This window comes from Roseburia sp. OM03-7AC (assembly GCF_003462625.1).
GTDB classification, from domain to species: domain Bacteria; phylum Bacillota; class Clostridia; order Lachnospirales; family Lachnospiraceae; genus Roseburia_C; species Roseburia_C amylophila.
The window spans coordinates 1,287,457-1,307,466 of the sequence record NZ_QTZJ01000001.1 but is presented as its reverse complement, the minus strand read 5'-3'; the positions used below and the strand labels follow the sequence as shown (position 1 = coordinate 1,307,466).

18 protein-coding genes are annotated in these 20,010 nt (G+C 41.1%); 17 read left to right on the top strand and 1 reads right to left on the bottom strand.

Translation table 11 applies throughout. The annotated features are described in order from the left end of the window. Positions 1-14 precede the first annotated feature (14 nt). The 17 genes from DXB39_RS06265 to DXB39_RS06185 all read left to right on the top strand — a co-directional run bounded on the left by DXB39_RS06265 (position 15) and on the right by DXB39_RS06185 (position 19,018). A complete protein-coding gene (locus DXB39_RS06265; RefSeq protein ID WP_117840484.1) occupies positions 15-983 on the top strand; it encodes a glycosyltransferase family 2 protein in 969 nt (322 codons plus the stop codon). A gap of 104 nt (positions 984-1,087) precedes the next feature. Continuing rightward, on the top strand, positions 1,088-1,501 hold the full coding sequence (locus DXB39_RS06260; RefSeq protein WP_022244453.1) for a sugar 3,4-ketoisomerase: 414 nt from the start codon (positions 1,088-1,090) through the stop codon (positions 1,499-1,501). A gap of 12 nt (positions 1,502-1,513) precedes the next feature. Continuing rightward, a complete protein-coding gene (locus tag DXB39_RS06255) occupies positions 1,514-2,611 on the top strand; it encodes a DegT/DnrJ/EryC1/StrS family aminotransferase (protein WP_117840486.1) in 1,098 nt (365 codons plus the stop codon). 13 nt (positions 2,612-2,624) lie between these two features. Further along, positions 2,625-3,614 (top strand): GNAT family N-acetyltransferase, encoded by a 990-nt coding sequence (locus DXB39_RS06250; protein ID WP_117840488.1) that lies wholly within the window; start codon positions 2,625-2,627, stop codon positions 3,612-3,614. A 15-nt stretch (positions 3,615-3,629) separates the two neighbouring features. Next, positions 3,630-4,637 carry a glycosyltransferase family 2 protein gene (locus DXB39_RS06245; protein WP_117840490.1) on the top strand — a complete coding sequence of 336 codons (1,008 nt, stop codon included), beginning with the start codon at positions 3,630-3,632 and terminating at the stop codon, positions 4,635-4,637. A gap of 26 nt (positions 4,638-4,663) precedes the next feature. Then, complete coding sequence (locus DXB39_RS06240; protein WP_158561572.1) at positions 4,664-5,581, top strand: glycosyltransferase family 2 protein; 918 nt, start codon at positions 4,664-4,666, stop codon at positions 5,579-5,581. 15 nt (positions 5,582-5,596) lie between these two features. Further along, the gene (locus DXB39_RS06235; protein WP_147343719.1) at positions 5,597-7,069 is read left to right on the top strand and encodes a flippase; all 1,473 of its coding nucleotides are present in this window, start codon (positions 5,597-5,599) and stop codon (positions 7,067-7,069) included. Positions 7,070-7,080: 11 nt separating this feature from the next. After that, positions 7,081-8,265, top strand: a complete 1,185-nt coding sequence (locus tag DXB39_RS06230; RefSeq protein WP_022244447.1) for a nucleotide sugar dehydrogenase — start codon at positions 7,081-7,083, stop codon at positions 8,263-8,265. A 77-nt stretch (positions 8,266-8,342) separates the two neighbouring features. Beyond that, positions 8,343-9,986, top strand: coding sequence for a glycosyltransferase family 2 protein (locus DXB39_RS06225; RefSeq protein ID WP_117840494.1), 1,644 nt, complete (start codon positions 8,343-8,345; stop codon positions 9,984-9,986). 81 nt (positions 9,987-10,067) lie between these two features. Continuing rightward, positions 10,068-10,265: a hypothetical protein gene (locus DXB39_RS06220; RefSeq protein WP_022244445.1), complete on the top strand. Its 198-nt coding sequence runs from the start codon at positions 10,068-10,070 to the stop codon at positions 10,263-10,265. Between the two features lie 120 nt (positions 10,266-10,385). Further along, a complete protein-coding gene (locus DXB39_RS06215) occupies positions 10,386-11,792 on the top strand; it encodes a sugar transferase (protein WP_117840496.1) in 1,407 nt (468 codons plus the stop codon). A 3-nt stretch (positions 11,793-11,795) separates the two neighbouring features. Beyond that, complete coding sequence (locus DXB39_RS06210) at positions 11,796-13,244, top strand: glycosyltransferase family 2 protein (protein WP_117840498.1); 1,449 nt, start codon at positions 11,796-11,798, stop codon at positions 13,242-13,244. Positions 13,245-13,247: 3 nt separating this feature from the next. After that, the gene (gene cps2T, locus DXB39_RS06205; protein ID WP_117840500.1) at positions 13,248-14,414 is read left to right on the top strand and encodes a beta 1-4 rhamnosyltransferase Cps2T; all 1,167 of its coding nucleotides are present in this window, start codon (positions 13,248-13,250) and stop codon (positions 14,412-14,414) included. Continuing rightward, the gene (locus tag DXB39_RS06200) at positions 14,411-15,115 is read left to right on the top strand and encodes a glycosyltransferase family 2 protein (protein WP_117840502.1); all 705 of its coding nucleotides are present in this window, start codon (positions 14,411-14,413) and stop codon (positions 15,113-15,115) included. The genes cps2T and DXB39_RS06200 overlap by 4 nt, the downstream gene beginning before the upstream one ends. A gap of 102 nt (positions 15,116-15,217) precedes the next feature. After that, positions 15,218-16,366 (top strand): LCP family protein, encoded by a 1,149-nt coding sequence (locus DXB39_RS06195; protein ID WP_117840504.1) that lies wholly within the window; start codon positions 15,218-15,220, stop codon positions 16,364-16,366. A 142-nt stretch (positions 16,367-16,508) separates the two neighbouring features. Then, on the top strand, positions 16,509-17,570 hold the full coding sequence (locus DXB39_RS06190; protein WP_117697448.1) for an SGNH/GDSL hydrolase family protein: 1,062 nt from the start codon (positions 16,509-16,511) through the stop codon (positions 17,568-17,570). Continuing rightward, positions 17,567-19,018: an MBOAT family O-acyltransferase gene (locus DXB39_RS06185; RefSeq protein ID WP_117840506.1), complete on the top strand. Its 1,452-nt coding sequence runs from the start codon at positions 17,567-17,569 to the stop codon at positions 19,016-19,018. Before DXB39_RS06190 ends, DXB39_RS06185 begins: the two co-directional genes overlap by 4 nt. On the opposite strand, the gene DXB39_RS06180 is transcribed toward DXB39_RS06185, so the two are convergent. Then, positions 18,999-19,973, bottom strand: coding sequence for a glycosyltransferase family 2 protein (locus DXB39_RS06180; RefSeq protein WP_117697452.1), 975 nt, complete (start codon positions 19,971-19,973; stop codon positions 18,999-19,001). The genes DXB39_RS06185 and DXB39_RS06180 overlap by 20 nt on opposite strands. Between the last annotated feature and the right edge of the window lie 37 nt (positions 19,974-20,010).

Here is a 20,010-nt window from a genome sequence, read left to right as displayed (position 1 = left end):
AAGAAGGAGCAACGATGAAATTTACTGTTTTAATCGTAACCTATCATCCGGACTGGAAGAAATTATTAGTTACACTGGATTCTGTCATGGCACAGACCTTTAAGGATTATGAAATCGTAGTCTCAGATGATGGTTCAGAAGAAAACTGTTTTGATAAGATAGAAGCATATTTTGCGGCACACCAGTTTGCGAATTATACCCTTATTCCTCATGAGAAGAATCAGGGAACGGTAAAGAACCTCATAGATGGTCTGGCAAAGGCAAAGGGTAAATATGTCCGGGATTTTGGACCGGGGGATGCATTCTATAATGAACATACCCTGCAGCAGGTGTATGACTTTATGGAAGAGAACCGGTATGAGTCCTGCTTTGGACTGATGCGGGGTTATTGCCGCAGGGAAGATGGCGGTGTTGATTATGTGGAATTTCCGCATCCTTTTGATTTATCTCCATATAAGAGCTGGAATGTGGATAAGATTGTAAAGAATCTGGTGCTGTATCGTGATAATGCTTCCGGTGCATGTACCTGTTATACCGTAGACTATTATATGACCTATCTTAAGAAGATTGAGGGAACGGTAATCTATGCGGAAGACATTTTTCAGATGATGGCAGGCTTAGATGGCAGACCGATGCATTTCTTCCCGGATTATCTGGTATGGTATGAGGCCGATACCGGAGTATCCACTAAGAAGAAAAGCAGCTTCTCAGAGCTTCTTGCACAGGATGTAGACCGGTTCTATGCCATGATTCAGGAGCAGTACAGCGATAATCCATATGTGAAGAAGCAGAAAAAGGTATTGGGATTATATAAAATCAGAAATCTTTATCTTCGTACTTTGTTACGGCTGTTCCGCAATCCGGATGCCATCCGTTATCTTGTAAGCCATATGTTGCAGGTGCGAAAAGGCGCATACCAGCCGGCACATCAGCAGAAGGGATTTTTGGATAATCCGGAATTCGGCAAAGAAAAAGCAGAGTAAGAAGAGAATTGAAACAGGAACTAAAATAAGAGCGAAAATAGAAAGTAACATAGAAAAGAAACGAGAAAAGCAGAACACAGGAATGTGGAAGAAGGAGAATGTCCATGGAAGTGATTAAGTACAGATTTCAGCAGCATGGGGATGAACGCGGTCAGCTGGTAGCATTGGAAGAGATGCGTGATATTCCATTTGAAATTAAGCGTGTTTACTATATGTATGATACCGTAGATGGTGTACGAAGAGGCTATCATGCACACCGGTGTTTAGAACAGATTCTGATTCCGATTCATGGAACCTGTAAGATTCATCTGGATAACGGCAGTGAGACGGCAGAGGTCTTATTGGACAAGCCATATGAAGGCTTATATATTGCAAATAATATGTGGCGGGAAATGTATGATTTCTCCGAGGATGCAGTGCTGATGGTACTGGCATCAGAATATTATGATGAAAATGATTATATCAGGGATTACGATAAATTCCTTGCATTTGTAAAAGAGGAAAATAAGGATAAGTAAAGGAGAATTGCCATGAAAATACCATTTGTGTCATTTGAGAAAATGCATGATGAAATCAAGGACGAACTTACCGGAAAATTTCAGCAGGTTTTAGCGAAAAACTGGTTTATCCAGGGAGAAGAATTAGCAAAGTTTGAAGAAGAGTATGCCGCATATTGTGGCGTGAAATACTGTGTCGGTGTAGGAAACGGACTGGATGCACTGTTCCTTCCACTGAAAGCATATGGAATCGGGACAGGCGATGAAGTCATTGTTCCATCCAATACCTTTATTGCAACTGCACTGGCAGTTTCTTATACAGGTGCAACTCCGGTATTTGTAGAGCCGGCTTTAGAGTCCTTTGACATTGACCCGGCAAGAATCGAAGAGAAGATTACCGATAAGACCAAAGCAATTATGGCAGTACATCTTTATGGACAGCCGGCACCAATGGATGAAATCATGGAGATTGCAAAACGCCATAATCTGAAAGTAATTGAAGATTCTGCACAGGCACATGGTGCACTCTATAAGGGAAAACATGTGGGTAGTCTTGGAGACGGAGCCGGATTCAGTTTTTATCCGGGCAAGAACTTAGGCGCATTAGGAGATGCAGGAGCTTTTGTAACCAATGATAAAGAGCTGGCAGATAAAGTACGTGCCCTTGGCAACTATGGTTCTGATTATAAATATCATCATATCTATCAGGGAAATAACTCCAGACTGGATGAGATGCAGGCAGCTTTCTTAAGAATTAAATTAAAGAACTTAGACCGCTGGAATGCAAACCGTATTGAGACAGCAGAGAAATATCTTGCCGGAATTAAGAATCCGGAAATCGCTCTGCCAACTATAATGCCGGATACGAAGCATGTATTCCACATCTTTGCAATCCGCTGTGCACGCAGGGATGAATTAGAGAAGTTCTTAAATGAAAAGGGAATTGGAACCAATAAACATTATCCGATTCCAATGCATCTGCAGGGCGCATATGAAAGCCTTGGCATCAAAAAGGGAGAGCTTCCACTGGCAGAAGAGATTTCTGCAACAGAGCTTAGCATTCCGATGTACTATGGAATGACAGAGGAAGAAACCGGATATGTTATTGATGCAATCAATGCATTCAAATAGAAGAGGAGAGACTATGTTTCGATTTGAAAAATATGAGGACAGTTTAGAGGAACAGTGGGATAAATTTATCACAGAAAAATCCATAAACGGAACCTTTTTACAGAGCCGCCGGTTCTTCAATTATCATCCGGCAGGCAGATTTAAAGATGTATCTTTGGTAGTATATAATGAGAAAAATAATATCGCAGCACTGATTCCGGCATGTGAATTAGAGCAGGATGGAAAAAAGGTTTTTTTCTCCCACAAAGGAACCACCTTTGGCGGTATCATTATCGACAAGAAGCATCACAATGCCAAACATGTAGTGGTATTAGTAGAAGAATTAAAGGATTATCTTAAGGAGCAGGGCTATGATGAGGCTTACCTTAAGATGACTTCCGATATTTTCTCAGAAGTAGAAAGTGATTTATTCCAGTATGCATTCCAGCATGCAGGCTATACGGAGCATAAGGAACTGAGCACTTATGTAAACTATGCTACCTATAAAGAGGCAATTCTATCTAACTTTGCACAGGGAAAACGTACCAATGTACACAACTGTGAGAAGGAAGGTCTGGAATGCAGACCGCTGACGACAGATGATGAGATTAAAGAATTCTATGATATTCTCTGTGAGAACCTTTCCAAGTATGATACCAAACCGGTACATACTTTAGCAGAGCTTTTAGATTTCAAGAATGACCGTTTTCCGAAGGAATGTGGCTTCTTTGGCATTTTCAAAGAGGATGAAATGTTAGCTGGCTCCATGATGTTTTATTTCGATAAAGTAGGCTGTGCCCATACACAGTATCTTGCTGCAAGACAGGCGTTTAATAAATTAAGCCCGATGACCTTTATGTATTATTCCATGATTGTGGAAATGAAGAATCGTGGCTATAAACGGATTTCCTGGGGAACAGCAACCGAAGATTTGGGTAATTATCTGAATATGGGACTGATTACCAGTAAAGAAGACTTCGGAAGTTCCTATTGTAATAACCTGACCTACTCAATTACATTGTAGGCACTGGAGGATAGTATGAAAGTAAGCGTCCTTGTGACTTTTTATAATCAGGAAGATTATGTGGATGAGGCATTGCAGAGTGTTTTTGACCAGAAATGTGATTTTGATTTTGAGGTGCTGATTGGTGACGATGGTTCTACCGATGGCACCATGGCAAAATTACAGAAATGGAAGCAGAAATATCCGGACAGAATGGAAATTTATGTGATGGACCGGGAACCTGGTGTGAAATACAACAGCAGCCAGCGGGCATCAAGAAACCGTCTGAATCTTTTGCAGTATGTAAAGGGAGAGTATTTTGCTTATCTCGATGGGGATGATTTCTATATCGATGACCATAAACTGCAGAAGCAGGTAGAGATTATGGATCAGCCGGAAAATGCAAAATATGCAGTCTGTGCCCACAATGTCTATGCCTATGATGAGAAGACGAAAGAAAATACACCATTTTTAAACTGCAATCATACGATGAAATTAAAGGGAAAAACCTATTGGGGACGTTTCTATTTCCATCCGGATTCTATTCTGATGCGAAGTGCCTATATCAAGGATATTCCGATGGATGTGGTAGCAGATTATTTTAATGATAATACCATTACGTTCTGTTTTATCAAGCATGGGGATGTATATTATATGCCGGATATTATGGCGAGCTATCGTCAGACCGGAGACGGCATCTGGACGGGAAATTCCCGGTTTATCAACTATCTTAGAAATTTGATGGACTATGACTTGGAGCAGAAGATTGCACCGGAATTTATCCGCTACAGTCTCGTACGTCACCGGGCAGATATGAGTTTTATGCATAAATGTAAGGAACAGCCAGCCGGAGAAAAGGTGGCTTTCTATGAGGAAAAGATAAAAAAAGACGGACTTACAGTATCCGAGGCGTGGTTAGAATATTGCAAGACCGGAAAGATGTCTGATAAAAAGGCATTAAAATTATACCGGAAGGCAATGCTTTGGTATTTTGTATGCCATGTAAAATGGCTGTTCATTGACAGTTTATTATTACACAATTAAGATATCTGGAATGGATGGAATCAAAGATGAGTGAGAAGAAAAAATTTGGCTTTGTGGTATTGCATTACTGTACTCTTGATATGACAAAGAAGTGTATTGCGGCAATTCAGGAGAAAATGGCACAGGCTGATTATGAAATTGTGGTAGTAGATAATGCATCCGGCAACGGAACCGGCAAAGATTTAGCAGAGTGCTATAAAGATACAGAGCATGTAAGTGTTCTTTTGAGCAAGGAAAATCTCGGCTTTGCCAAAGGCAACAATCTTGGCTATGTATATGCAAGAGAAGAGCTGCACTGCGATTTTATCTGTGTAATGAACAATGATGTGATTTTATTGCAGGATAACTTTGCACAGCTGGTGGAGGCAGCCTATGAAGCCCATCAGTTTGCAGTAATGGGACCGCATATTGAATTAAAGGATGGCAGGGAAAATGCCATGTATTATGAAATTGCATCCATTGAGGGTTTGAAAAAAGAACGCCATGTATATGAGACGAGATTAAAACACATTACCTCTTCTATTTATCCGCTTTGGAATCTTTGGGACAGAGCAAAGCTGCTGCTTCGCATCTTCCTTGGAAAGATTCATGTCATGCCGGAATTAAAGAAACATGAAGACTGCACAGAAGGCTCCTTGGAATATCAGGATGAGCTGGTACTGCATGGCTGCTGTCTGATTTTCTCGCCGATTTATCTTACAAAATATAAAGATGCATTCGTGCCGGATACCTTTATGTTCCGGGAAGAAGAACTTTTATATTTAAGATGTAAAGAAGCGGGAATACCGATGGTATACTGCCCGGAGGTAAGAATTCTTCATCTTGAGGATATCTCTACGGATTATATTTATAAGACCGAGCGTAAAAAAGAAATCTTTAATCTGGAGAATCAGATTAAATCGCTTGGAATTCTCTTGGAACATTTAGAGGTAATGCAGAAGTAACAGCGAGGACATATTGTGAAAGAAGTAAAATCAATCAAATTTAACTTTATAATGAATCTGATTCGGGTTTTGATGACGATATTATTCCCACTGATTACCTATCCGTATGCAACGCGGGTACTGAATTCTGCCGGAGTAGGACGGGCTGCCTATGTAGCATCCATTGTCAGCTATTTTCAGCTGATAGCATCCTTTGGTGTCAATAATTATGCCATTACAGAGGGCGCAAAAATCCGTGATGATAAAGCAAAATTAAATAAATTTGCTTCGGAAATGTTTTTCATCAATCTGGTATTTACGGTGCTTGCTTATATCGGATTTGCAGGTGCGTTGTTCCTGCCGAAGTTTGACGGCTATGAAATGCTGCTGTTAATCAGCAGTTCTACGATTCTATTTACCACCCTTGGTATGGAATGGCTTTATGAACTGTTGGAAGAGTATGAATATATTACGATTCGTTCCGTTATTTTCCAGGTAGTAGCACTTGTAATGCTATTTGTGCTGGTGCGGAATGAAGGTGATGTGGCATGGTATGTGGTATTGACTGCGGTATCTACCGTTGGCTCCGGTGTGCTGAATTTTATTCACAGCAGACATTACATCCATTTATTTGAAACAAGAGTCCATTGGGCTGATATCAAGGTTCATATGAAACCGATGGTATATATGTTTGGCGTTTCGATTGCATCTGTTATTTATCTCAATTCCGATATTACAATGTTAGGATGGATGAAGGGAGATAAGGATGCGGGAATCTATACAACGGCATCGAAGATGAATCAGGTTTTGTGTACGCTGATTAAATCTCTGAGTACGGTTATCATGCCCCGGATGGCATATTATCTTGAAAATGATCAGAAGGATAACTTTGACCGGCTGTTAAAACAGGCATTCCGTTTTATGATGATGTTAATTGTACCATGTATGGTGGGTATGCTTTTGATTTCGCCGGAAGTCATTCATCTGATATCCGGTAAGAATTACAGCGAGTTTTTCCCGAGTGTTACAACTTCTAGAATTCTTGCCATCAATTTGTTCTTCTCGCCGATTAACGGCTTTATTGCATATCAGATATTTATGCCAAAGAAGAAAGAGAAGATTATTTTCTGGGCAACCTTGGGTGGTGCAATCAGTAACCTTATCATTAACTACCTGCTGATTCCGGTATTAAGCTACGATGGAGCAGCAATTGCTACCGTACTGGCAGAGGCAATGGTAATGTTAATCTGCATTATCTTAGGACATAAGATGATACCGTTTAAGGGAATGATGCAGGGTGTCTGGAAATATGTCACCGCATCCGTTCCGATGGTCATTGCATATGTGCTGTTTCAGAAGGTAACTTTCAGCAGTTATTTGATTTATATGTTACTGATGATTATCATTGGAGTAGTAACCTATGGCATTATGCTTTTAATCTTAGGGGATGAACTGGTGCGTGAAGAAGTACGCATGATATTTGGAAAATTGAAACACAATGAAAAATAAGGAGGATACACATGAAAATTGCAGTAGCAGGAACCGGTTATGTGGGATTGTCAAATTCCATTTTATTAGCACAGAATAATGAGGTATGGGCAGTCGACATTGTTGAAGAGAAGGTCGATCTGATTAATCATAAGAAATCTCCAATCGTCGATAAGGAGATTGAAGAATATTTAGCAGAGAAACCATTGAATCTGCGGGCTACCACAGATGCAAAGGCAGCATATGAAGGAGCAGATTTTATTATCATTTCCACTCCGACCAACTATGATGAGAAGAAGAATTACTTTGATACATCATCCGTAGAAGCCGTAATCAAGCTGGTTATGGAATATGCACCGGATGCAATTATGGTTATCAAATCTACAGTTCCGGTTGGCTATACCGAAAAAGTAAGAGCGCAGTTTGGCAGCAAAAATATCATCTTCTCTCCGGAATTCTTAAGAGAAGGAAGAGCATTATATGATAACCTCTATCCATCCCGTATCGTAGTGGGATATCCGAAAGAGGATGAAAGCTTAAGGGCAAAGGCAGAAGAGTTCGCGGGCTTATTAAAACAGGGTGCTATCAAAGAGGATATTCCGGTATTATTAGCACACCTCACCGAGGCAGAAGCAATCAAATTATTTGCAAATACTTATCTTGCACTGCGTGTTTCCTATTTTAATGAGCTGGATACCTATGCAGAGGTAAGAGGATTAAATACCAGACAGATTATCGAAGGCGTAGGCTTAGACCCGCGAATCGGTAACTATTATAACAATCCGTCCTTCGGATATGGCGGATACTGCCTGCCAAAGGATACCAAGCAGTTACTGGCAAATTATGCGGACGTTCCAAATAATATTATCGGAGCAATCGTTGCGGCCAATACGACAAGAAAAGATTTCATTGCACAGCAGATTTTAGATAGAAATCCTTCTGTAGTAGGTATTTATCGTCTGACCATGAAGACCAATTCCGATAACTTCCGCCAGTCTTCTATTCAGGGCGTTATGAAACGTCTGAAAGCAAAGGGCATTGAAGTAGTGATTTATGAGCCAACCTTAAAGGATGACAGCTTCTATAATTCCAAAGTAATCCGTGACTTAGACGAGTTCAAGAAGATGTCCGATGTTATTGTATCCAACCGTAACAGTGCAGACTTAGAGGATGTGCAGGACAAGGTATATACCAGAGATATTTATGACAGAGATTAATTTTAGAAAATAAAGCTGCCTGATTAGAACGACGAGATTAGCGCAGTGAGATTAGAGCAGTGAAAAAAGGAGACAAGATGAAACTGAGCCTTTATAACCTCAGAAAAGGTTTCCGATATTTAAAAAATTATGGTTTAAAGGAATTCTTCATCCGCCTGAAAGAAAAAGGAGAACCGGAGCAGATTTCCTATGCGGAATATGCAGCAGGCCATAAGGTAACAGAAGCACAACTTAAGATACAGACAAAAGAATCTGATAAGTGGTCCTATCGACCGCTTATCAGTTGTGTTTATATGGGAGAAAATAGAGAAGATGCGTTGGCTATGTTAGAACAGCAGAGCTATACCAACTGGAATCTAACCTGTATCGATAAGCTCTGTACCGGAAAAGAAATAGAACTTTCCGGGGAATACGCAGCTCTTATTGAGGCGGGTGACACCATAGAACCGGATGCTTTATACGAGCTTGCCCATGCCATTGCTTTTCCAAAAGAGACAAAGCAGTCAGGAATTCACTGGGAAGAAATCGGAAATCCGGATTTGATTTATACGGATGAAGATGTCAGATGTCCGGATGAATCAAAGACAACGGAGACAGCAGAGCCTCTTTTAAAGCCGGACTTCAGCCCGGATTATCTGGAAAACTACTGTTATATCAGACATTTATGCTGCATCAGAAAAACGGTATTCCTGCAGGCACTGAAAGAAAATGACGGAAATCCTGCAATAGAAGAACTGATCTGCCGGGCGGCAAAGCAGTCCGATAGTATCATCCATATTCCCAAAGTGCTTTATCATACAAAGGCGGAGCATGCACCGAGAGTAGAACATGCCTCTATGGCAGCGGGTAGTCACGAAAAGAAGCAGCCACTGGTATCTATTCTGATACCGAATAAAGACGAAAAAGCTTCTTTGGAAAAATGCATCACATCCATTCGGCAGGGCAGCTACCGGAATTATGAGATTATCATTATAGAAAATAACAGTAAAAGCGAAGAAATCTTTGATTATTATAAAGAGCTGCAGATGCAGTATCCGGATATCCGCGTGGTAGAATGGAAACCTGAAATACCGGGTACTTTTAATTATTCAGCCATTAATAACTATGGAGCATCCTATGCAAAGGGTGAATATCTTTTGTTCTTAAACAATGATATTGAGATTATAACAAAGGATTACATGGAACGGATGCTTACCCTGTGCGGAAAAGAAAATACCGGAGCAGTGGGAGCAAAGCTTTATTACCCGGATGATACGATACAGCATGCCGGAATTGTCATAGGCATCGGTGGACATGCCAGAGGAATTGCAGCCAATATGTGTGTAGGACAGGTACGCAGCGATAGTGGGTATATGTATAGAGCCAGCCTGCGGCAGAATTTAAGTGCAGCAACAGCAGCATTTCTTATGGTGCCGGCAAAGGTGTTCCGTGAGGTGGACGGATTCTGCGAAGCTTTATCAGTAGCATTTAATGATGTGGATTTGTGTCTTAAAATCCGGAAGAAGGGTTATCTTATTATATATGAACCATCCGTAGAAGCGTACCATTATGAATCAAAGTCCAGAGGACAGGAGGATACAGAGGAGAAAGTACGCCGTTTTCAGGAAGAGATTGAATATATGAGAACCCGCTGGATTGATATTTTAAAGCAGGGAGATCCCTATTATCATCCCGGACTGACCCGTTACCGGACAGATTATTCCCTGGGACAAAAGCACTAAGGCATTGCAGAATTTGTAAGAAAGTGGTAACTTTGTAACTGAGTATAGAGAAAAACAAGTAACAGGGAGGTAGAGTTACACATGATGAAAGTTTATATTTGTCCGAAATGTGGCTGGATACGGACGGTTTCAAGAAGAAATGAAGTGGAATGTTTTAAATGTGGAAATGAAAAGATGGTTCTGGCAAAGATTCCTTATGAGAAATATGGGAAGATGAGTGAGAAAGAACGGAAAGACTATTCGGAAAGCTGGCTGTATATTCACAGAAACAGCATTTGACAGAAGAAGAACATACTTTTTTCACAGAAAATTAAGAAAGAATTCGGTTGTACCTGACAGGGTAGGACTGGTATAATATTCCTAAAAAGATGGCTTGTATTGCATAAGAGGGAATAGATTATGTATAAAAAAGAACGAAAAAGCTGGATGAAGCATCTTGACTTTACGATTCTGGATATTATCTGTCTGGAACTTGCATATGCCTTATCCTATTTTATGCGTTTTGGAAGAAAAAATGAGTTTTTAAATGAGGAATATCAGCGATTAGCGGTAGTCCTTATTTTGATTGATATCTGCGTGGTATTTTTCGGCGAATCCTATAAGAGCATTCTGCGGAGAAAGAATACGCAGGAATTTAAGCATGTTGTTATTCATACAACAATCATTGTTGCCGGAATGATGGTATATGGATACTGGACCAGACAGTCTGACTTTTCCAGACAGATTTTCCTGATGTTTTGGGGACTGTCTATGATTTTTGAATTTGTCGGTCGTTCCGGGCTTAAGAATTTTATTAAGAAAAAGATGATGAATGACAGAAATCTGTCTGCCATGATAGTGGTAACGACAGATGAACTGGTGGAGAGCTGTCTTAAGGAATTTGAAAATCTGCCATATCGGGAATTTGCCGTGCACGGAGTTGTTGTAGTGGATGCAATGCGTAAGGGAGAAATTATCCGGGGCATTCCGGTGGTAGCAAATGCAGATGATTTCTTTGAATATGTAAAAAATAATGTGGTAGATGAAGTATTTATCAATGGCAATACGATAGCCAGCAGCCAGGCACTGGCAGATGATCTGCTGGAAATGGGCGTTACGGTACATTTTAATCTGGTACATGCTTCCAAGCTGATGCCGAATAAAGTAATCGAGCAGTGTGGAAATTATATGGTTTTAACTTCCAGTATGTGTATTGCAACACCACGTCAGTTGTTTTTTAAACGTCTGATGGACATTGTAGGCGGTTTTGTGGGATTGGTGATTGCCGGTATTGCTACCATTATTTTTGCACCGATTATTAAGAAGCAGTCACCGGGACCGATTTTCTTTTCTCAGATTCGTGTGGGAAAAAATGGCAGGAAATTCCGCTTTTATAAATTCCGTTCCATGAATGTAAATGCAGAAGAACAGAAAAAAGAGCTGATGGGGCAGAATGAGATGTCAGGGCTGATGTTTAAGATGGAAGATGATCCGAGAGTATTTCCGGTTGGCAGGTTCATGCGGAAGTTTTCCATTGATGAACTGCCACAGTTCTGGAATATTTTAAAAGGGGATATGAGTCTGGTAGGCACAAGACCGCCGACGGAGGAAGAATTTGCCGGATATGAGGCAAGGCACCGGGCAAGACTCGGAATTAAGCCGGGGCTTACCGGAATGTGGCAGGTCAGTGGAAGAAGTGACATTACGGATTTTGAAGAAGTGGTACAGCTGGATACCTACTATATTACAAACTGGTCACTGGCATTGGATATTAAAATCTTGTTTAAGACCATTCAGGTTGTTGTAACAGGAAAAGGATCGAAGTAAGCAATGGGATTAACGAAAAAGGCTGCATATGCAGTTGGAATGATACGCAAGCATGGACTCCGGGGACTGGCGATTAAAGTAATGGAAACAAAATATGAGCCCATAGACCATGAATATACGAAAAACTGGCAGAATTATATGGTGACAAAAGAAGAATGGAAGGTGCAGCGGAATACGTTGTTTGAACATATGCCGCTGGTTTCTGTTGTAGTACCATTATATGAGACACCGGAGTGCTTCTTACGGGAACTGATAGAGGGCATGCTGGGACAGTCCTATGAAAACTGGGAACTGTGTCTTGCAGATGGAAGCCCTACCGATAAAATCGAACGTTTTCTTGCAGAAAATTATAAAGAGGATGCAAGAATACGTTACCGCAGACTGTTGGAAAATGGTGGGATTTCAGAGAATACCAATGAGGCAGTTGCGATGGCAATAGGTGAATATATCGGATTATTGGACCATGATGATGTGCTGGCTGCCAATGCCCTTTATGAAGTGGTGCGGATGTTAAATGCCCATCCGGATGCACAGGTGATTTATTCCGATGAAGATAAGATTGATGCAGAATCCGGGATACACAGCCGGCCGCATTTTAAGACGGATTATAATCCGGAATTGCTGATGCATTATAATTATATCTGCCATTTTCTGGTGGTAAAGAAGACCCTGCTAGAGAAGGTGGGGGATTTCAATCCCTGCTATGATGGTGCCCAGGACTATGAACTGGTGCTCCGCCTGACAGAGCAGACGGCTGCCATTTATCATATTCGAAAGATTCTTTATCATTGGAGAATACACAGTGGTTCCACGGCAGGCAGTTCCCTGTCCAAGGATTATGCCTATGATGCGGGAAAGCGGGCATTGGAAGCTTACGTGCAGAGGCGGAAAATCCCGGCAGAGATTAAAGAAGCCCAGGGGCATAATTCTTATGAAGTGATTTATGAACAGGAAGTTCCGGAGCCGGAGCTTATTAATCTTGCGGAAATAAAGGAAAAAGATGCTTTAAATGAATTGGTAGAAAACAGCACAAGGGAATATCTTTTCATTTATGACAGCCGTCGCACCAGATTGCTTGGGGAGAGAGAACGAAAAGAACTGGCACAATATGCCTGTTTAAATAAAGTGGGACTGACAGGTGTCCGGTTTAAAAAACACCGGAAGTTAGTTTCGGCAGGCATTGGCGTATTACCGGATGGAAAGATGGGATATCTTTTTGAAAAACTTCCGGTCTGCTTCAAGGGATATTTCAACCGGGCAGTGCTTCCGCAGAATGTCAGCGCCGTTCCGCTGGAACAGTGTATCATAAAGAAAGAAGCATATCTTAAGGCTGGCGGAATTGCGCTGGATAAAGAACCGTTAGAGCGGGCAATAGATTTTGCCGGACGTCTGAAAAAAGCGGGATATCAGATTATGCTGGATGCAAAACTTACAGCAGTTTATAAGGGATAGAAAATGAAACATGTATTTATTATAGGCAGTAAAGGAATTCCGGCGGCTTACGGCGGGTTCGAGACATTTGTAGAGAATCTGACCGGACAGGCAGTCAGTGAAGAAATTCAGTACCATGTGGCGTGTATGTCCGACCATAATGAAGAATTTACTTATCATAATGCGAAATGCTTCCGGGTGAAGGTGCCGGATATCGGACCAGCGAGAGCCGTGTATTATGATTTGGCAGCATTTCGTTACTGCATTCAGAAAATTAAAAAAGAAAAGATAGAGGATGCCGTTGTCTATGTGCTGGCATGCAGAATAGGACCATTTGTGGGGCACTTTAAAAGGCAGCTGCACCGGTTGTCTGGTACACTTTATGTAAACCCGGATGGACATGAATTTATGCGGGCAAAATGGAATAAATGGATTCGTAAATACTGGAAATATTCGGAAAAGGGAATGGTAAAGCATGCAGATTTATTAGTCTGTGATTCAAAGAATATTGAACAGTATATCAGGGATGAATATCATAAATATCAGCCGAAGACCACATTTATCGCATATGGAACACTATCTTATAAAGCAGGTGAACCAACAGAGGAGTTGCTGGCATGGTATCAGAAGTTTGATATCAGAAAAGAAAATTATTATCTTATCGTCGGAAGATTTGTCCCGGAAAATAATTACGAGACAATGATTCGGGAATTTATGGCATCTGATTCCACAAAAGATCTTGTAATTATCACAAATGTGGAAGAAAATGCTTTTTATGAAAGTTTAAAAGAGAAAACCGGCTTTTTAAATGATAAGCGGATTAAATTTGCAGGAACCGTGTATGATGCTGCATTGCTGGCAGAAATCCGCTACTTTGCTTATGGATATTTCCATGGACATGAGGTGGGAGGAACCAATCCATCCCTTCTTGAGGCACTCAGCACCACAAAACTGAACCTGCTTTTAGATGTGGGCTTTAATAAAGAAGTGGGAGAAGATGCCGCACTGTACTGGAATAAGGAAAACGGAAATCTTGCCACACTGATTCAGAAGGCGGATACTATGGATGAAGCAGAGCGGGAGGAGCTTGGCCGGAAAGCGAAGGACAGAATGAAGAAATGGTATAGCTGGGAAGCAATTGTACAGCAGTATGAAACACTGTTTCTTACAGGAGAGGAAGAGAGAGAATGATATCGGTCTTAGTAGTAACCTATAACGGAGAAACCTATATCAGAGAACAGATAGACAGCATACTTAAAAATATCGGACTGGGTGATGAACTGGTGGTATCGGATGATGGTTCACTGGATACTACGAGGGAAATCCTTAAGTCCTATCAGGAACAGGATGCCAGAATCCGTGTTATGGAAGGACCGGGTGAAGGCGTTATTGCCAATGTGGAAGCAGGACTTAGGGCGTGCCAGGGCGATTATATTTTTCTTGCAGACCAGGATGATGTCTGGATGCCGGATAAAGTAGAGAAAGTCATGGAAGTATTCCGGAGGAAGAAAGCCATGGTTGTGGTTCATGATGCCAGAGTGACAGATGCTGCATGCAAAGAGACACTGATGCCGTCCTTTTTTGTTTACCGCCACAGTGGAAGAGGTGCGATTAAAAATATTATTAAGAATACCTATATGGGCTGCTGCATGGCATTTCGGAAAGAGGTATTGGATGCAGTACTTCCGATTCCGAAGGATGTTACCATGCATGATCAGTGGATTGGTGTGAAATGTGATTTGAAATATCACCGCACGGTATTTTTAAAGGAACCATTGATTCTTTACCGGAGGCATGAAAAGAATGTATCCGATTTTTCCCATAACAGCGTGGGTGTAATGATTAAGAATCGCTTAATTTTTCTAAAAAGGATATTAAGCTATCATGGATAATATTGACACAAAAAGTGTTTTGTTATATATTAGTTTCAATTGTTTTGAAAAAATGAATAGAAACTGTTTAACATCAGGAAAATAAGATAATGGAGATGACTTATGAGTACAAGTAGTAATAATAGAAACCGTAAAAGAAAGAAAATGACCAGACGCCAGAGAAGAAAGAGAAAATTGATTCTTTTTATAATAGAAGTATTGGTTATCTTAATTCTTCTGGCAGCATTATTTGTAATTATTAAATTAAACAAACTCAATAATACCGGTGATTTGGATGAAGATAAGCTGAATATTAATATTGATGCCAAAACCCAGGAATTGTTAGATGGTTATACGAACATTGCGTTATTTGGTATTGATAACCGCAGTACCGGTAAATATGAGTCCGGAAACAGTGACTGTATCATGATTGCAAGTATTAATAATGATACGAAGGAAGTAAGACTGATATCGGTTTACCGTGATTCCTTCCTGGCAGTAGATGATGATGACCATTTAAGAAAACTCAATGCAGCATATGCAAAAGGCGGTCCGACCGGTGCAGTTGCAGCATTGAATAAGAATCTTGATCTGGATATTAAAGAGTATGTAGCTGTGGACTTTAATGCAGTTATGGAAGTGGTAGATGCACTGGGCGGAATTGAACTTGATATTACCTCCAAAGAAGCAGAAACCATGAAAATATATATCAATGAGATGAATGAGGTAATGGGAACCAATGGAACAGCCGTTTCCGGACCTGGACTTCAGACAGTGAACGGAATCCAGGCATTGGCTTATTGCCGTGACCGTTACAGCGGTGGTGATGACTACGGCCGTACCGAGCGTCAGAGAACCGTTATCAGTAAAATAGTCGAGAAGGCAAAAGCAGCCAGTCTTCCTACATTAAATAAGGTGATTGATGAATTATTCCCGGATATTTCCACAAGTCTTAGCAGTTCTGAAATCTTGGGACTGGCAGCAGGCATCAAAGACTACGAACTGGCAGATACACAGGGATGGCCATTCCAGCTTACGACAGAGCGTATGGGAGGAAAGCTTGGCGATGTAGTAGTTCCTACAGATCTGGAAACCAATGTGAATTTACTGCATCAGTATTTATTTGATGTAGAAGATTATGAGACAACACAGACCGTAAAGAATATCAGTAAATCCGTAATCAATGAGACTGGAAAGACTGCTTCGGATACAGTAAGGGATACAAATCCGTTTACGGCAGAGGACACAGAGGCGGATACCCAGACACAGTAAAGAAAGATAAATAAAAATATTCATAGGAAAAGCTGTCTGGAATAGGACAGCTTTTCTTTCGCAGGAAATAAGGAAGAGACGAAAAAGAGACGGAAAACGAATTCAGAAAAGTTGTTTCTTATATCATGACAGGAGGTTCTCCATGGCGGGAAGAACATCGGAAAAAGGGAATACAACAGGAAAAACAATATTCTGCTTTATCGGAAAGGTAATAGGAGCTGGAATTACAGCATTTGCAATTCTGGCGCTTTTTTGCGTATTTTATTACAACCCTCCGGTACATGAACCATGTGGAAATGGAGTGACCAGCTATGTAAGACAGGCAGATACGTTCTGGGCGAGAGGAACGGAAGGTTTTGCCATGGGAACTACAGATGACAGTGGTTATAACAACAGTTATCCGGCGGATGGAAGAAAGACTGCTATTTTAATGATGGGTTCTTCCCAGACGGAAGGACTGTATGTCAACGAGGATGATTGTGTATCTTATTTGCTAAATGAGAAATACGCCGAAGATGGAAGCAACCGGTATGTATACAACGTGGGAATGTCAGCCCATACCATTTACCGTAATATCAGTAATTTGGAAAATGCCCTTAAGGTTTATCGGCCTGCTGAATATGTTGCGTTAGAGACCGGAACACTGGCAATGAATCCGGTAGAAGCTGCGCAGGCATTGAACCATGAAATGCCTGAGCTGACAGCGGGAAGCGGAATACCGGCACTGGAAGTATTAGAAAAGAATCCTTATATCAAGCTGCTGTATCAGCAGTATAAGAATCTGCAGAGCCAGAACAATGGCGAAGCAGATGTAACGATTACGGAAAATGCAGGATATGATGTATTTGGTGATGACACCTATGCGGCCACGGAGGAACTGCTTGCCTATATCAGCAGGACAGCGGAAGAAGCAGATGTTCAGGCGGTGATTTATTATATTCCGGATATGACATTGACAGAGGATGGTAGTTATGAATGCTCTGCAAGTGTGGACACCAGAGATACTTTTGCAGAATTATGTGGAAAATATAATATTATTTTTGCGGACATGACAGATTCCGTAGAGGAAGCCTATGTGAAAGAGCATATCGTAGCCAGTGGATTTGATAATACAACAGTTGGCTATGGGCATCTTAATGCATATGGACATGAGCTTCTGGCACAGTGCATTTATGATGCAATCGGAGAGGAGGAGCAGAGATGAGTTTTGCAAGTGTAAGCTTTTTACTGTTTTTTCTTGTAGTGTTTCTTCTTTTACTTTTTGTACAGAGGGTGCTGCCTTTTGCGGAAATAAAGCGCCGCATCATATGCCAGGGAATCCTTCTGATAGCCAGTTATGTTTTTTATGGCTGGTGGAATATGCGGCTTTGCCTGCTTTTAATGGGAATTACATGGATTTCCTTTTTTACCGCGGTAAAAAAAGATGAAAAGCATCTGCGGCAGAGCCGGATTTCTCTTCTGATTGGAGTAGGCACGCCTTTGGCGGTCCTTGGAATTTTTAAATATTATGATTTCTTTGTGACTTCCTTTTGTGATGTGTTTCATCTGACACCGGGAGTACTGAATCTGATTCTTCCGGTAGGAATTTCCTTTTATACCTTTCAGGCATTGAGCTATACCATTGATGTCTATACCGGGAAGATAGAAAAAGAAAAAAGCTTTTTGCAGTTTGCATTGTACTTAAGTTTTTTTCCACAGCTTGTAGCGGGACCGATTGTAAAAGCATCGGAGTTTCTGCCACAGCTTAAGGAGAACCGGAAGGTTACACTTGTGGGACTGGAAAGTGGAATACAGATATTTGTATTTGGTATGTTTAAGAAAGTGGTACTGGCGGACAATATTTCTGTATTTGTGGATGAAGTATATCGTAGTCCTCAGATATTTGGTTCCGGAACGGTTGCACTGGCAGTAGCAGCCTATTCCATTCAGATTTATATGGATTTTTCCGGTTATTCGGATATGGCAATCGGCTGTGCAAAATGTATGGGCTATGAATTACCGGTGAACTTTAACCTTCCATATATATCCCATAATGTCAGTGAGTTCTGGAAACGGTGGCATATCAGCCTTTCAAGCTGGCTGATGCAGTATCTTTATATTCCGCTGGGTGGTAACCGCAAGGGACGTATTCGTACTTATGTAAACCTGATGATAACGATGCTTTTAGGGGGACTCTGGCACGGTGCAGAATGGAGCTTTGTATTGTGGGGTGGTCTCCATGGACTGGCTCTTTGTATCCATAAGGGCTTCCGGAAACTGGCTGGGTATCAGAAAGGGCAGGAGAGAAAGAAAAATGTTCTGGTGGATACCTTATCCATCCTCGGAACGGACATTTTTGTCTGCATCTGCTGGATATTCTTCCGGGCAGAAAATGTGCCGAAGGCATGGCTGGTATTAAAACAGTTATTTGGCTTCCGGGCGGGCATTACACATCCGTACAGCTTTGCCATTGCAGCAATTATTATTCTTTGCATTGCAACAGTGGCTGCATATCTTAGGGCAGCAAAGAAAAAAGAAAAGACCGTCAATGGTTTTTATCCGGTTATGGATTTAAATCATTTCTGGTCTCTTGTGATTTTCTTTGTTGAGATAGGCCTTATCCTTGGTCTGGCTTATGTGAAGGGCAGTCCGTTTATTTATTTTCAGTTTTAGGTAAGGCAGTTTGTGTGTCTGCCATGGAGGTCTTTGGTGTCATCGGTTCATCAATAATGAATGGTGGACGGTTTCTGGTGGCATCATAAATACGCCAGATGTAGGAACCAATAATACCGATGGAAAGCATAATAATTCCCATACCCATTAAAAGTACGATTAATAATGAGGTATAGCCTTCTGCAGTTATAATTCCGGTCATTTTCCGGTAAATTGTAATAAAGAACAGAATGAGTGCAAAGAGAAATACTCCGGCACCGGCTGCAGTGACCATGGTAATCGGAAAGCTGGAGAATCCTATCAGGGAATCCGTGGCAAGTTTTATTTTTTTGTGAAGAGTCCATCGGGAATGTCCGATGGTTCTTTTTTTCCGGATATAAGGAACAGTTGCAGTCTGAAAGCCACTCCACAGGACCTGTCCCATAAGAGAGGTATTTTTTTCCTTCATTGCGACCAGCAGGTCAATGATTTGGCGGTCAATCAGAAAACTGTCAAATCCACCTTTGGGCATGGTGGGAAGTGCAACCTCCTTCATAATATAGGCATAAAGGGAAGAAACAGCTTTCTGTGTAAGAGGTTCTTCACGGTCAGCACGGGTAGCAAGTACTACCTTATTACCATCCCTGTATTTTTCTAACATACTTAAGATTAATTCGGATGGTTCCTGTAAGTCTGCAGCTTTGCGGACAGCACAATCGCCACTGCAGCGGGAGAGTCCTGCAAGAATGGCAGCATGTTCACCAAAATTACGGGATAATTTTAATGGGATAATATGTGTATCCAGGCGGGCAAGCTCGCAGATGACATCATAGGATTTATCTTTGGAACCATCATCAACCATGAGAATTTCATAGTCACAATCTAGTTTACATAAAACCTTTTCCCGCAGATCATTGTAAAGTGGAAGAAGGTTATCATGGTTAAAATACACTGGTATTACAATGGATAGTTTCATAACATTGGCTCCTTTCATAAACTATTACTTCTTGATT

Bases quoted from the DNA above. Each gene is read 5' to 3' on its own strand.
- DXB39_RS06265 (WP_117840484.1), top strand. From the start codon at position 15: ATGAAATTTACTGTTTTAATCGTAACCTATCATCCGGACTGGAAGAAA.
- DXB39_RS06260 (WP_022244453.1), top strand. From the start codon at position 1,088: ATGGAAGTGATTAAGTACAGATTTCAGCAGCATGGGGATGAACGCGGT.
- DXB39_RS06255 (WP_117840486.1), top strand. From the start codon at position 1,514: ATGAAAATACCATTTGTGTCATTTGAGAAAATGCATGATGAAATCAAG.
- DXB39_RS06250 (WP_117840488.1), top strand. From the start codon at position 2,625: ATGTTTCGATTTGAAAAATATGAGGACAGTTTAGAGGAACAGTGGGAT.
- DXB39_RS06245 (WP_117840490.1), top strand. From the start codon at position 3,630: ATGAAAGTAAGCGTCCTTGTGACTTTTTATAATCAGGAAGATTATGTG.
- DXB39_RS06240 (WP_158561572.1), top strand. From the start codon at position 4,664: ATGAGTGAGAAGAAAAAATTTGGCTTTGTGGTATTGCATTACTGTACT.
- DXB39_RS06230 (WP_022244447.1), top strand. From the start codon at position 7,081: ATGAAAATTGCAGTAGCAGGAACCGGTTATGTGGGATTGTCAAATTCC.
- DXB39_RS06225 (WP_117840494.1), top strand. From the start codon at position 8,343: ATGAAACTGAGCCTTTATAACCTCAGAAAAGGTTTCCGATATTTAAAA.
- DXB39_RS06220 (WP_022244445.1), top strand. From the start codon at position 10,068: ATGATGAAAGTTTATATTTGTCCGAAATGTGGCTGGATACGGACGGTT.
- DXB39_RS06215 (WP_117840496.1), top strand. From the start codon at position 10,386: ATGTATAAAAAAGAACGAAAAAGCTGGATGAAGCATCTTGACTTTACG.
- DXB39_RS06210 (WP_117840498.1), top strand. From the start codon at position 11,796: ATGGGATTAACGAAAAAGGCTGCATATGCAGTTGGAATGATACGCAAG.
- cps2T (WP_117840500.1), top strand. From the start codon at position 13,248: ATGAAACATGTATTTATTATAGGCAGTAAAGGAATTCCGGCGGCTTAC.
- DXB39_RS06200 (WP_117840502.1), top strand. From the start codon at position 14,411: ATGATATCGGTCTTAGTAGTAACCTATAACGGAGAAACCTATATCAGA.
- DXB39_RS06195 (WP_117840504.1), top strand. From the start codon at position 15,218: ATGAGTACAAGTAGTAATAATAGAAACCGTAAAAGAAAGAAAATGACC.
- DXB39_RS06190 (WP_117697448.1), top strand. From the start codon at position 16,509: ATGGCGGGAAGAACATCGGAAAAAGGGAATACAACAGGAAAAACAATA.
- DXB39_RS06185 (WP_117840506.1), top strand. From the start codon at position 17,567: ATGAGTTTTGCAAGTGTAAGCTTTTTACTGTTTTTTCTTGTAGTGTTT.
- DXB39_RS06180 (WP_117697452.1), bottom strand. From the start codon at position 19,973: ATGAAACTATCCATTGTAATACCAGTGTATTTTAACCATGATAACCTT.